This is a genomic window from Microbacterium sp. AR7-10, from assembly GCF_001878835.1.
Classification (GTDB): Bacteria; Actinomycetota; Actinomycetes; order Actinomycetales; family Microbacteriaceae; genus Microbacterium; species Microbacterium commune.
Map to the genome: position 1 here is coordinate 1 of NZ_MJIR01000107.1, position 11,974 is coordinate 11,974.

At 70.8% G+C, this 11,974-nt stretch carries 14 protein-coding genes; 4 read left to right on the top strand and 10 right to left on the bottom strand.

What is annotated here, in order from left to right; translation table 11 throughout:
• Positions 1 to 520, top strand: a 520-nt coding sequence (locus tag BFN01_RS14140) for an O-methyltransferase (protein ID WP_071644971.1), incomplete at its 5' end; no start/stop codon positions are given.
• A 70-nt stretch (positions 521 to 590) separates the two neighbouring features.
• Here BFN01_RS14140 and BFN01_RS14145 read toward each other — a convergent pair.
• From BFN01_RS14145 to dapE, 3 genes are all read right to left on the bottom strand, one after another.
• Positions 591 to 761, bottom strand: a complete 171-nt coding sequence (locus tag BFN01_RS14145) for a DUF3117 domain-containing protein (protein WP_071644972.1) — start codon at positions 759 to 761, stop codon at positions 591 to 593.
• 80 nt (positions 762 to 841) lie between these two features.
• Positions 842 to 2,056 carry a hypothetical protein gene (locus tag BFN01_RS14150; protein ID WP_071644973.1) on the bottom strand — a complete coding sequence of 405 codons (1,215 nt, stop codon included), beginning with the start codon at positions 2,054 to 2,056 and terminating at the stop codon, positions 842 to 844.
• Complete coding sequence (gene dapE, locus BFN01_RS14155) at positions 2,038 to 3,111, bottom strand: succinyl-diaminopimelate desuccinylase (RefSeq protein WP_071644974.1); 1,074 nt, start codon at positions 3,109 to 3,111, stop codon at positions 2,038 to 2,040. Before dapE ends, BFN01_RS14150 begins: the two co-directional genes overlap by 19 nt.
• Positions 3,112 to 3,175: 64 nt before the next feature.
• On the opposite strand from dapE, the gene dapD reads away from it, so the two are divergent.
• Both dapD and BFN01_RS14165 read left to right on the top strand, forming a co-directional pair.
• Positions 3,176 to 4,129, top strand: a complete 954-nt coding sequence (dapD, locus tag BFN01_RS14160) for a 2,3,4,5-tetrahydropyridine-2,6-dicarboxylate N-succinyltransferase (RefSeq protein WP_071644975.1) — start codon at positions 3,176 to 3,178, stop codon at positions 4,127 to 4,129.
• 196 nt (positions 4,130 to 4,325) lie between these two features.
• Positions 4,326 to 5,831, top strand: coding sequence for a DEAD/DEAH box helicase (locus BFN01_RS14165; protein WP_071644976.1), 1,506 nt, complete (start codon positions 4,326 to 4,328; stop codon positions 5,829 to 5,831).
• Positions 5,832 to 5,942: 111 nt separating this feature from the next.
• Here the strand turns inward: BFN01_RS14165 and BFN01_RS14170 are convergent, their stop codons facing one another.
• The 6 genes from BFN01_RS14170 to BFN01_RS14195 form a co-directional block, all read right to left on the bottom strand.
• Entirely contained in the window at positions 5,943 to 7,232 is a 1,290-nt protein-coding gene (locus tag BFN01_RS14170; protein ID WP_071644977.1) for a citrate synthase, read from the bottom strand.
• Between the two features lie 157 nt (positions 7,233 to 7,389).
• Positions 7,390 to 8,502, bottom strand: coding sequence for a succinyldiaminopimelate transaminase (gene dapC, locus BFN01_RS14175; protein WP_071644978.1), 1,113 nt, complete (start codon positions 8,500 to 8,502; stop codon positions 7,390 to 7,392).
• Positions 8,503 to 8,823: a ferredoxin gene (gene fdxA / locus BFN01_RS14180; RefSeq protein WP_071644979.1), complete on the bottom strand. Its 321-nt coding sequence runs from the start codon at positions 8,821 to 8,823 to the stop codon at positions 8,503 to 8,505. It abuts the gene before it with no gap.
• Positions 8,824 to 8,842: 19 nt separating this feature from the next.
• Positions 8,843 to 9,235, bottom strand: coding sequence for a histidinol dehydrogenase (locus BFN01_RS14185; RefSeq protein WP_071644980.1), 393 nt, complete (start codon positions 9,233 to 9,235; stop codon positions 8,843 to 8,845).
• Between the two features lie 53 nt (positions 9,236 to 9,288).
• Positions 9,289 to 9,603, bottom strand: a complete 315-nt coding sequence (locus BFN01_RS14190; protein ID WP_071644981.1) for an AzlD domain-containing protein — start codon at positions 9,601 to 9,603, stop codon at positions 9,289 to 9,291.
• Positions 9,600 to 10,328: an AzlC family ABC transporter permease gene (locus BFN01_RS14195; RefSeq protein ID WP_071644993.1), complete on the bottom strand. Its 729-nt coding sequence runs from the start codon at positions 10,326 to 10,328 to the stop codon at positions 9,600 to 9,602. The genes BFN01_RS14190 and BFN01_RS14195 overlap by 4 nt, the downstream gene beginning before the upstream one ends.
• 65 nt (positions 10,329 to 10,393) lie before the next feature.
• On the opposite strand from BFN01_RS14195, the gene BFN01_RS14200 reads away from it, so the two are divergent.
• Positions 10,394 to 10,939: a helix-turn-helix domain-containing protein gene (locus BFN01_RS14200; RefSeq protein WP_071644982.1), complete on the top strand. Its 546-nt coding sequence runs from the start codon at positions 10,394 to 10,396 to the stop codon at positions 10,937 to 10,939.
• A 58-nt stretch (positions 10,940 to 10,997) separates the two neighbouring features.
• Here the strand turns inward: BFN01_RS14200 and BFN01_RS14205 are convergent, their stop codons facing one another.
• Positions 10,998 to 11,879, bottom strand: coding sequence for a hypothetical protein (locus BFN01_RS14205; RefSeq protein WP_071644983.1), 882 nt, complete (start codon positions 11,877 to 11,879; stop codon positions 10,998 to 11,000).
• Positions 11,880 to 11,974: the final 95 nt, after the last annotated feature.

Genomic DNA, 11,974 nt, shown 5'->3' on the forward strand with positions numbered 1-11,974 from the left:
AGATGTGTATAAGAGACAGGCCCTGCTCGCCGCCGCCGGCGCAGCCAGATCGATCCTCGAGGTGGGCACCGGGGCCGGCGTCTCGGGCCTGTGGCTGCTGCGCGGAGCGCCGCAGGCGGTGCTGACGACGATCGACAACGAACGCGAGCACCTCGCCGCCGCACGCCAGGCCTTCGCCGATGCGCGCATCCCCGCCACCCGAGGCCGCTTCATCACCGGACGCGCCGCCGACGTGCTGCCGCGCATGAACGAAGGCGCCTACGACATCGTCTTCATCGACGCCGACGCCGAGAACGTCATCGAGTACGTCGAGCACGGTCTGCGTCTCGTGCGCACCGGCGGTCTGGTGCTCGTGCCGCGTGTGCTGCACGGCGGCCGGGTCGCCGACCCCGTCCAGCGCGACGCGGTCACCAGCTCGTACCGGTCGCTGGTGCAGGAGACGCAGGAGTCGCAGGCGGTGCTCGCCGCGCTCTCCACCGTCGGCGAGGGACTGCTGCAGCTCGCCCGCGTCGCCGAGTAGGCGGCGGAACTCCCCGGACACAGCAGAGGGGCGGTGGATCCGCAGATCCACCGCCCCTCTCATCGGAATGTCAGGCGCTCACGACGGCGCCCAGCACGTCGTGAAGCTCCTTCGCCTCTGCGTCGTTCACGGAGACGACCAGACGGCCGCCGCCTTCGAGCGGAACCCGCACGATGATGAGTCGCCCCTCCTTCACGGCCTCCATCGGTCCGTCGCCGGTCCTCGGCTTCATCGCTGCCATCGTGGCACCCTTTCCCTCGGTGGTATGAGTCAAGTTTATCGGTAGCCTCACCCTCCGGTGTTACGCGCGTCACATCCGAGTCACGGGACCTGCCAGTAGGTCTGCGCCGAGCCGTACATGGCGAGAATCCACGCCCACTGCAGCAGCAGGCACACCAGCAGCACCCCCCACCGGTACGCCCGTGCACGTGGCACCGCGAGAGCGCCGGCGAGCGGCGTGAGAGGGATCAGCAGGCGGAACGTGCTCGACTGCGGGAAGAACACCGCGAGCAGGTACAGCAGGTAGCTCGCGCTCCACAGCCGGATGTCAAGACCGAGACGCCGCACGCTGCGCGCGCGCAGCAGGGCGTACCCCGCGCCGGCGACCAGCAGCGCCAGGATCACCCAGCCCGCCCAGGACGGCATCCCCCACTGCCCGGCCCAGAACTCGGCACCGCGCACGAAACCCTCGAACGGGATGAACGCGGCAGACGGGTCGCTGAGCCAGTTGCGCCGCCAGGACAGCTCCGTCTGCAGATAGGCTCCGGGCTCCCCCGTGACCAGCCCGGCGATCGCCTGCCACGAGAAGCCGACGAGCGTCGTCAGCGCGCCGAGCGCGACGATGTGCACGACGTCTTTCGGCGGCAGCGGATGCCTCTCCCGCACGAGCCACCGCGAGATGCCGTGCAGCCCGAGGAACAGCGCGAACGCCAGCACGCCCGGTCGGGTGAATCCCATCACCGGGATGAGCAGGTACAGCCACCCGTACCGGTGGCGGGAGACGAGGTCGAGCGCCACGAGCAGCAGCAGCACGAACAGGCTCTCGGCGTATCCCACCTGGAACAGCGCGGCGAGCGGTCCGCTGGCGAAGAACGCCACGGCCCAGAGCGCCGCGGCGGCCCCGATCCGGGGACGGAGCAGCCGGTGCAGGACGAGGCATGCGAGCAGCCCCGAGACGAGCGAGACGAGCACCGCCCCCGCCGCCCAGTCGCCGAGGCCCACGAGCTGGGCGAGGTGGGCGTACACCGGCATGAACGCCCAGGCGTTCTCGAGCACCTGCCCCGCCTCGTTCACCGGCAGGGTGGTCGGGTATCCGAACACCGCGACCGTCCAGTACCACTGGGCGTCCCAGCCGAGGGCGTACTCCCCCAGCGTCGGGTCGGCTCCGAAACGCGAGCCGAGGTTCGAGCCGGCAGCGGCGAGCGCGAAGAACCCGGTCGTCACCAGCCGCGACAGCAGGTAGATGATCGCGATGCGAGCGGTGACCGGAGTCCGCGCCCAGCCGCGCAGCGTGCGGGTCAGGACGCGCTGAGCCACGCGCGCAGTCCGCGTTCGACGTCGTCGATCTGCGCGATCGGGACGCGCTCCTCGTCGTGGTGCGCGAGGTGCGGGTCGCCAGGGCCGTAGTTCACGGCCGGGACGCCCATGGCCGAGAAGCGCGCGACATCCGTCCAGCCGTACTTGGCGTTCGCCTCGCCCCCAACGGCCGCGAGGAACCGCTGCGCGATCGGCGCGTCCAGTCCCGGACGCGCGCCTCCGGCCGCGTCGAGGATCTCCACCTCGAACCCCGCGAACGCCGCGCGCACGTGAGCCTCGGCGTCAGCCACGCTCTTGCTCGGCGCGAAGCGGTAGTTCACCTCGACCTCGCACAGATCGGGGATGACGTTGCCGGCGACACCGCCGCGGATGCTGACCGCGTTGAGCCCCTCCCGGTAGCCCAGCCCCTCGACCGTGACCTCACGGGCGCGGTACTCGGCCAACCGGGTGAGGATCGGGGCCGCCGCGTGGATCGCGTTCTCGCCGATCCACGAGCGCGCACTGTGCGCGCGAACGCCGCGCACGCGGACGACCGCTCGCAGCGTCCCGTTGCATCCGCCCTCCACGCGCCCGTCCGACGGCTCACCCAGAATGGCGAAGTCGGCGGCGAACAGATCGGGACGCGTCTGGGCCAGCAGATGGAGGCCGTTCAGCGAGGCGTCGACCTCCTCGTTGTCGTACCACATCCAGGTGATGTCGACCGCGGGCGCGGTGAGCTCGGCGGCCAGCTTGAGCTGCACCGCGACCCCGGCCTTCATGTCGACCGTGCCGCGCCCCCACAGGTACTCGACTCCGTCGATCTCGATGTCGCGGGTGGGCACGTTGTCGTTGATCGGCACGGTGTCGATGTGACCGGCGATGACGACGCGCTGCGCCCTGCCGAGCTGTGTGCGGGCGACGACCGTGTTGCCGTGGCGCACCACCTCGAGATGCGGGTACGACCGCACCGCCGCCTCGATCGCGTCCGCCAGCGGGGCCTCCGCCCCGGACACGCTGGGGATGTCGCAGATCGTGCGAGTGAGCTCGAGAGAGGATGCAGTCAGATCCAGCGCCATGCGCCCAGCCTAGCCACGCCGACACATCCCGCCGTGAACCGGCGGGGCGACGTACCGTAGGAGGATGAGCACTGCACGCACGGTCTGGGGCACCGGCCTCAGCACGATCGCATCCGACGGCACCGTCCTCGACGCCTGGTACCCCGAGCTCGGACTCGGCACGCAGGAGGCGGATGACGCGGCCGCCGTCGCATCCACCTGGGGCGCCTTCGCCGACGATGACGAGCGCCGGGGCGTGACGGTCGAGCTCGTGCAGCTCACCATCGACCTCGATGCGCCGGTCGCGTCGACGGCTGACGCCTATCTGCGCCTGCACGCGCTGTCGCACCTGCTCGTGCGCCCCAACGAGCTCAGCCTCGACGGGATCTTCGGGCACCTCCCCACGGTCGCGTGGACCAACGCCGGCCCCATGCATCCCGCCGACGCCGCAGCGCTGCGCCCGGTGCTGCAGCGGCACGGGATCCAGGTGCAGGGGCTCGACAAGTTCCCGCGCCTCACCGACTACGTGCAGCCCGCCGGCGTGCGCATCGCCGATGCGTCGCGGGTTCGCCTCGGCGCGCACCTCTCCCCCGGAACCACGGTGATGCACGAGGGATTCGTGAACTTCAACGCGGGCACGCTGGGCGCGTCGATGGTGGAGGGGCGCATCTCGCAGGGCGTCGTGGTCGGCGACGGCAGCGACATCGGAGGCGGGGCGTCGATCATGGGCACCCTCTCGGGCGGTGGTCAGCACCGCGTCTCGATCGGAGCGCGCACCCTGCTCGGGGCCAACGCGGGCATCGGGATCTCGCTCGGCGACGACTGCATCGTCGAAGCAGGGCTCTACTTGACCGCCGGCACCAAGGTCGTCGTCGCCGACGCCCCGGCGGGCGCAGACGGCGAGCGCCAGACCGTGAAGGCCGCCGAGCTGTCGGGCCGCAGCGGACTGCTCTACCGGCGCAACTCGCTGACCGGCGCGGTCGAGGTCTCGCGCCGCTCGGGCCACGGGGTGACGCTGAACGAGATGCTGCACGCCTGATCACGGCGCACGCTCAGGCCGGCGGCCACCGCTGCTGTATGGTTGAGTCGACGCCCCTCGCGAAGCGAGACGTCTGCGTCGTCGAAATCCTTCCGCACCGGCATCCGGTCGCGGTCACTCGAGCGGCGAAACGATGCGCGATCCCGCGCCGTCGCCCACATCCGCAGCCACGCTGCGCTTTCCTGGAGATACTCCTATGCCTTCCTTCCTCGATCTCGGCGTGCCCGCCGCGCTGGCCGACGTTCTGGCCGCCGACGGCAAGACCGAGGCGTTCGCCATTCAGCGCGACACGCTCCCCGACTCCCTCGCCGGCCGCGATCTGCTCGGCCGCGGCCGCACCGGCAGCGGCAAGACCATCGCGTTCGCGCTGCCCCTGGTCGCCCGTCTCTCGGCCTCCGGCACCCGCCGGCAGCCCGGCCGGCCCCGTGGCCTCGTGCTCGCGCCGACCCGCGAGCTGGCCACGCAGATCGCCGCCACCATCCGGCCGCTCGCCGAGGCCGTCGGCATGCGCGTCACGACCGTCTTCGGCGGTGTCTCGCAGCGGCCGCAGGAGCAGGCGCTGCGCGCCGGCGTCGACATCGTCGTGGCCTGCCCCGGCCGGCTCGAAGACCTCATGAAGCAGGGCGTCGTCTCGCTCGGCGCCGTCGAGGTCGCGGTGCTCGATGAGGCCGACCACATGGCCGACCTCGGCTTCCTCCCCGGCGTCACCCGCATCCTCGCGGCCACTCCCGCCGGCGGCCAGCGCCTGCTGTTCAGCGCCACCCTCGACCGCGGCATCGACGCGCTTGCCAAGCGGTTCCTCCGCAGCCCGGTCAGCCACGAGGTCGACGAGGCCAGCGTGCCCGTGGGAGAGATGACCCACCGCGTGCTCGTCGCATCGGATGCGGATGCCAAGAAGAGGCTCGTCGAGGATCTGGCATCCGGTCTCGGCCGTCGCATCCTGTTCACCCGCACCAAGCACCACGCCAAGAAGCTCGCCAAGCAGCTGACCTCGGCGGGCATCCCCTCGGTCGACCTGCACGGCAACCTCGGCCAGAACGCGCGTGAGCGCAACCTCGCCGCGTTCGGCGCCGACGCCGCGAACGGCGGCGTGCGCGTGCTCGTCGCGACCGATGTCGCCGCCCGCGGCGTGCACGTCGACGACGTCGAGCTGGTCGTGCACGTCGACCCGCCCGTCGAGCACAAGGCGTACCTGCACCGCTCGGGTCGCACCGCTCGTGCCGGTGCTGCGGGCACCGTCGTCACGCTCATGCTGCCCGAGCAGCGTCGCGACGTGAAGGACATCCTGCGCAAGGCGCAGATCACGGTCGCGATGGAGGACGTCACGCCCGCCATCGTCGACGAGCTGGTCGGCGAGCGCGCCCCGAAGGTCAAGACGGCTCCCGTCGCGCCGCAGCAGAACCAGCCCAAGGCGAAGTCGGCCCCGCAGCCCGGCGGCCAGGGCGGCGGACGCTCCGGCTCGGGCCGCCGTCGCTCCGGTCGCGCCGGCGACACCGCCCAGCGCACGGACGGCGGCCGCGAGCGCGCACGCTCGCACGCACAGAGCAGCCAGCCGCGCTACTCCACGCAGACCGGCTCACCGGCGGGCCAGCAGCGCCAGAGCGACCACGGGGCGGCTCGTCCCGCGTCGAACGGTCAGCAGCACAGCGCCGGTCGCGCCCGCACCGGCTCGCGCCGCGCCAGCCGCGCGCAGGGACGCTGACCCCGCACTGGCTGACCGCACAGACAGAACTGCCCGCCACGGGAATCCGTGGCGGGCAGTTCTGTCATGACAGCGCGGCCGGGTGCGCGGAGCGGTTCGCTCCCCTGCGGCTCAGCGCGTCGGGAACGAGCGCTCGGGCGAGCCGACGTACAGCTGCTGCGGGCGACCGATCTTGGTCTGCGGATCGAGGTTCAGCTCGCGCCACTGCGCCAGCCAGCCGGGAAGGCGGCCGATCGCGAACAGCACCGTGAACATGCGCGTCGGGAAGCCCATCGCCTTGTAGATGACGCCGGTGTAGAAGTCGACGTTGGGGTAGAGACGACGCTCCTTGAAGTAGTCGTCGGCGAGGGCGATCTCCTCGAGCTCCTTGGCCAGATCGAGCAGCGGGTCGGTCACGCCGAGCTCGGCGAGCACCTCGTCGGCGGCTTCCTTGACCAGCTTCGCGCGCGGGTCGTAGTTCTTGTACACGCGATGCCCGAAGCCCATCAGCTTCACGCCGGCTTCCTTGTTCTTCACGCTCTCGACGAAGCGCTGCACGCTCTGTCCCGACTCGCGGATCTGCCCGAGCATGGTCAGCACCGCTTCGTTCGCCCCGCCGTGCAGCGGGCCGGAGAGCGCCTGGATGCCGGCGGAGATCGATGCGAACTGGTTGGCTCCGGTCGAGCCGACCAGACGCACGGTGGACGTGGATGCGTTCTGCTCGTGATCCTCGTGCAGGATCAGCAGCAGCTCGAGCGCCTTCGACATCACCGGGTTGACCTCGTACGGCTCGCTGTGCACGCCGAAGTTGAGCTTGAGGAAGTTGTCGACGAAGCTCAGCGAGTTGTCCGGATACAGGAAGGCCTGTCCGATGCTCTTCTTGTGCGCGTACGCGGCGATGACCGGCAGCTTGGCGAGCATGCGCACCATGTTCAGCTCGACGTGCTCGGGATTGTGCGGGTCGGTCTGGCCCTCGTAGTAGGTCGACAGGGCGGCGACCGCCGACGACAGCACCGACATCGGGTGCGCGGTGTGCGGCAGAGCCGAGAAGAAGTGCTTGAGATCTTCGTGCAGCAGCGTGTGCCGACGGATCTTCTCGTCGAACTCGGCGAGCTCGGTCGCCGTCGGCAGCTCGCCGTAGATCAGCAGCCACGCCACCTCGAGGTAGCTGCAGTTCTTCGCGATCTGCTCGATCGGGTATCCCCGGTAGCGGAGGATCCCCTGATCTCCGTCGATGAAGGTGACGGCTGACTTGGTGGACGCGGTGTTCACGAAGCCGTAGTCGAGGCCCGTGTACCCGGTCTGACGCGTGAGCGTCGAGAAGTCGATGCTGTCGGTGCCGCTGCTTCCGCGGACGACGGGGAACTCCGCCGTAGTGTCGCCGATCGAAAGAGTCGCCTTCTCGGGCTGAGCTGCGCTCACGCCAACCTCCTGCTGCGTTCGTGTCGTCGTGGGCGATGAGAGACGCACGCAGCGCCGGTCCGGCAGACCCCATCGCCCCTACAGCCTAGCCGTGACGTCGGCCTACTGTGACATCCGCCAAGAGATGAACGTCATCACCGCGCGGTGCGCACAAAGATCAGCGATCTGCGCCGGTCAGACGCGTCGCAGCCTGCCTGATCCGCTCGAGGGGCGCGGTCAGCGACAGACGTACGTGCTGCGCGGAGTGGTCGCCGTAGAAATGGCCGGGGCCCGCCAGGATGCCGAGTGAGGCGAGGCGATCCATCGACTCCCAGGCGTCTCGCCCCTCCGTCGCCCAGAGGTACAGACCCGCCTCCGATCCGTCGATGCGGAAACCCGCCTCGATGAGCGCGGGCAGCAGCACATCGCGGCGCTGCCGGTACAGCCGCTTCTGGGCGGCGACGTGCTCGTCGTCTCGCAGGGCCACCGCCATCGCGTGCTGCACCGGAGCGGGTGGCATCAGACCGAGGTGCTTGCGCGCAGCGAGGACATCGCCGATCAGCGTCGAGCACCCGGCGATGAACGCGGCCCGGTATCCGGCGAGGTTCGACTGCTTGCTCAGCGAGTAGACGCTGAGCAGATCCGCCCGGCTGCCCCCGGTGACGCGGGGGTCGAGAACCGACGGGATCATCTGGCTCTGCCAGGGACCCTCCCACCCGAGCTCGGCGTAGCATTCGTCGCTCGCCAGCACGGCGCCGAGCTCGCGAGCCCGTCGCACGGCCGCCGTGAGCGCCTCGAGGTCCCACGTGCGACCGTCGGGGTTTCCGGGGCTGTTGATCCAGATGAGCTTCGCGCCCTCGGGCCACTCCGCAGGATCGTCGACGGCGACGGCGGTCGCACCGGCGACCGCCGCACCGACCGCGTAGGTCGGGTAGGCGACGCGCGGGTGCACGACGACATCCCCCGGCCCGAGGCCGAGCAGAAGGGGCAGCAGCGCGACCAGCTCCTTCGAGCCGATCGTCGGCATGACGTTCGCGTCGGTGAGATCGGGCACCCCGCGACGGCGGGCGTACCAGTCCACGATGGCCTTGCGCACGTCGCTCGTTCCCACGGTCTGCGGGTAGGCGTGCGCGTCGGTCGCCTCGGCGAGAGCGCGACGGATCACCTCGGGGGTGGGGTCGACCGGCGAGCCGATCGACAGATCGACGAGACCGTCGGGATGCTGGGCCGCGCGGTCACGGTACGGGATCACCGCGTCCCAGGGGTAGTCCGCGAGATCCCGGACCCCCACTCAGTCCCCCTGCGGCGGCAGGGCGGTGACCACCGGGTGGTCGAAGTCGTAGACGCCGACCTTCGATGCGCCGCCGGGAGAGCCGATCTCCTTGAAGAACTCGACGTTGGCCTTGTAGTAGTCGGCCCACTCCTCGGGCAGGTCGTCTTCGTAGTAGATCGCCTCGACCGGGCAGACCGGCTCGCAGGCGCCGCAGTCCACGCACTCGTCGGGGTGGATGTACAGCATCCGCTCGCCTTCGTAGATGCAGTCCACGGGGCACTCATCGATGCAGGCGCGGTCCTTGACATCGACGCAGGGAAGGGCGATCACGTACGTCACGTGCTCAGTCTACGACGCCTCAGCGCCCCTCGCCCTGCGTTGCGGCCGCGCGTGCGGACAGTTCGCTCAGCCGCCGGGTGTCCGGCCAGGCCACGATCAGCATGACGATGCCCGCGGCGACGTACATCCAGATGTTGCCGAGGGCGGTGTTCGGGACGACGATCGATCCCCCCGGTCCGCGCTGCGAGATCACCAGCAGCAGCGCCATCATGCCGAGTCCTGCGGCGAGTGCCGCCCACCGGTCGCCGGTGAGGGCGCGAAGCGCGACGAGCAGGGCTGCGCACGCGATGCCGCCGAGGATCATCCCGACGGGGACGGGACCGATCGTGAAGCTGTGCGCGATGGTCGCCGCGACACCGTAGACGGCCCCGACCAGGGCCGCGGCCAGCCACGAGACACCTCGGGAGAGCATTCTGCGCACCGGCTCAGCCTACTGGGCGCCGCTGTCGGGCGCCTGAGGTGCGCTCACGCGGCGAGACCCACCATCCGCAGCAGCGCGGCGACGGCGGCCGCGGCGAACACGACCACGAGGAACGACTGGCGCATCCACAGCAGCCCGGCCGCGACGAGCACGGCCGGCACCCTGGCATCGACCATCACCGCCTGACCGGCGCCGAGGGTCTGCACGGCGACGAGGGCGCCCAGCAGCGCCACGGTGAGCAGATCCGAAATGCGGGCAGGCTTCGGCGCTTCCAGCAGCCTGGCGGGCACGAGGTATCCGACGGCCTTGAGCCCGACGCAGATGCAGGCGGCGAGCAGCACCGCACTCCAGACGGTCATCCTGAGGCCTCCACTGTCGCATTCCTGCGGCCGAACCAGTTGAACCAGCCGACCACGATCGCCACGAGCGCGGCGACGAGCACCGGCAGACCCGGCATGAGAAGGGGCGTGAGACCGGCGGCGACGACGGCGGCGGCCACGCCGACGGCGATGGCCTGACGCTCCCGCAGCCGCGGCCAGAGCAGGGCGAGGAACGCGGCGGCAGCCGCCGCGTCCAGCCCCCAGGCCTTCGGGTCGCCGAGCACGTCGCCCAGCAGGGCGCCGGCCAGCGTGGTGAGGTTCCAGCCGATGAACACTCCGAGGCCGGTGAGCCAGAACCCGAGCCGACGCAGCCGCGGCGTCTGCTGGGAGATGGCGACCGCCGTGGATTCGTCGATGGTCACCTGCGCGGCCGCGGCCCGTCGCCAGAATCCACCGCCGATGATCGACGACAGCCGCATGCCGTACGCGACGTTGCGCACTCCGAGCAGCGCAGCAGAGGCGACCGCCGACGGCAGAGCGGCGATGCCGCCGGCACCGAACACGCCGATGAAGGCGAACTGCGAGCCGCCGGTGAACATCAGCAGGCTCAGCACGCAGGTCTGCCAGACGTCGAGGCCGGACGCCACGGCCAGGGCGCCGAACGAGATGCCGTACGCGCTGGTCGCGATGGCGACGCCGAGGCCCTCCCGCCAGACCTCGCGGACCGCGCGGCCCGCCTCTTGTGTTCGCTCTGCTGAACGCATGCCCATCATTCTGAACAGGCCCGGGCATCTCGTCAAATCGAACGAACGTTTGTCATACTGAACAGATGGATCTGCGCGCACGCCTCGCCCTCGCCCTGCGCCGCGAGCGGGAGGGTGTCGGCCTCTCGGTCTCCGAGCTGGCGCGCCGCGCGGGCGTGTCCAAGGCCACGGTCTCCCAGCTCGAGAGCGGCTCCGGCAATCCCAGCGTCGAGACGCTCTGGGCCATCGGCGACGCACTCGGGGTGCCGTTCTCGACGCTCGTCGATGACCGCGCCCCGGCGGCACGCCTCATCCGCCTCGGCGATCACGCGGGCGTCCCGTCAGCGGCATCCCCCTATCTGGCCACCCTGCTGTCGGCCGCAGCCCCCGGCACGCGACGCGACATCTACCTCATCCAGGCCGAGCCGGGCGAGCCCAGGCGCTCACTGCCGCACCGTTCGGGCACGACCGAGCACATGGTGCTGGTCAGCGGCGAGGCTGTGGTCGGCCCGGACGACGCGCCCGAGCTGCTGCACCCCGGCGACTACCTGTCGTACGCCGGCGACGCGCCGCACATCTTCGAGGCGCGCAGCCCCGGCACCAGTGCAGTGCTGGTGTCGGAGCTGCGCTGACGCATCGCTTCGCCCACCGCGGGGCCGGCCGCGCGGGCCGGGCCGGTCGGGCCGGGAATCAGTACCAGTTCACGGCCTGGGAGTGACCCCACGCGGCGCACGGTGAGCCGTAGGCGCGCTCGATGTAGCCGAGCCCCCAGGCGATCTGCGTCGCCGCGTTCGTGCGCCAGTCGGCGCCGGCGGTCGCCATCTTGCTGCCGGGCAGCGACTGCGGGATGCCCGTGGCTCCGCCGTCGGCGTTGTACGCCTGGTAGTTCCAGCCGGACTCCTTGGTCCACAGGTTGACGAGGCACGAGAACTCGCCCTCGCCCCAGCCGTACCGCTCGGCGGCCATCGCACGAGCGGTCGCCTTCGCGCCTTCGGGGGTGTTGGCGGCGGCGAGGGCCGCCTCTGCCCGACGCTTCTCCTCGGCGGCCTTCTCCGCCGCGATCCGCTCGGCCTCCGCCTGCGCCCGCGCTGCCTCGGCTGCGACGCGCTCGGCCTCCGCCTGCTTGGCGGCGGTGAGGGATTCCTGCAGGTCGGAGGTCTTCGACTGCACGATGACCGTGCCGAGCACGACCTCGGCGGTCAGCTCGTCCACTTCCTGCGACGAGAGGTCATCGGCCTGGGTGAGCCGCTTCACATCGGCGGTGAGAGCGTGCAGGTCGACCTGGGTCTGCTCGGTCTGCATGGGGAAGTCGACCTGGGCGACCACGTTGTTCAGCGACTCGGCGTTCACCAGTGCGATCTTGCCGTCTTCCGCGGCGTCGGCGGCCTGCTCCAGAGCGTGTCCGGTGGGGATGGCGCCGAGCGCGGCCGGCGCGAAGACCACTCCGGCGGCGGCCGTCGCGGTCAGCACGGCTCCGACGGCCACGGCGAGCAGCGGACGGCGCAGACGGGAGTGGGCCGACGTCAGGTGTGCGACCCGGTGGGACGCACGCGTGTTCTGGGTATCGATCATGGGGTGAGGTTTCGACCTTCGGGTTGTCGACGGCCCGGACCCTCACGGGGCGCGCTCATGGGAGCACCGTTTCCCGGGCACGAGAGACAACACTG

Excerpts from the sequence above, each read along its gene's own strand:
- BFN01_RS14185 (WP_071644980.1), bottom strand. The coding sequence starts at position 9,235 with ATGCTCTCCCGAGGTGTCTCGTGGCTGGCCGCGGCCCTGGTCGGGGCC.
- BFN01_RS14145 (WP_071644972.1), bottom strand. The coding sequence starts at position 761 with ATGGCAGCGATGAAGCCGAGGACCGGCGACGGACCGATGGAGGCCGTG.
- BFN01_RS14165 (WP_071644976.1), top strand. The coding sequence starts at position 4,326 with ATGCCTTCCTTCCTCGATCTCGGCGTGCCCGCCGCGCTGGCCGACGTT.
- BFN01_RS14200 (WP_071644982.1), top strand. The coding sequence starts at position 10,394 with ATGGATCTGCGCGCACGCCTCGCCCTCGCCCTGCGCCGCGAGCGGGAG.
- BFN01_RS14195 (WP_071644993.1), bottom strand. The coding sequence starts at position 10,328 with ATGCGTTCAGCAGAGCGAACACAAGAGGCGGGCCGCGCGGTCCGCGAG.
- BFN01_RS14205 (WP_071644983.1), bottom strand. The coding sequence starts at position 11,879 with ATGATCGATACCCAGAACACGCGTGCGTCCCACCGGGTCGCACACCTG.
- BFN01_RS14190 (WP_071644981.1), bottom strand. The coding sequence starts at position 9,603 with ATGACCGTCTGGAGTGCGGTGCTGCTCGCCGCCTGCATCTGCGTCGGG.
- dapD (WP_071644975.1), top strand. The coding sequence starts at position 3,176 with ATGAGCACTGCACGCACGGTCTGGGGCACCGGCCTCAGCACGATCGCA.
- dapE (WP_071644974.1), bottom strand. The coding sequence starts at position 3,111 with ATGGCGCTGGATCTGACTGCATCCTCTCTCGAGCTCACTCGCACGATC.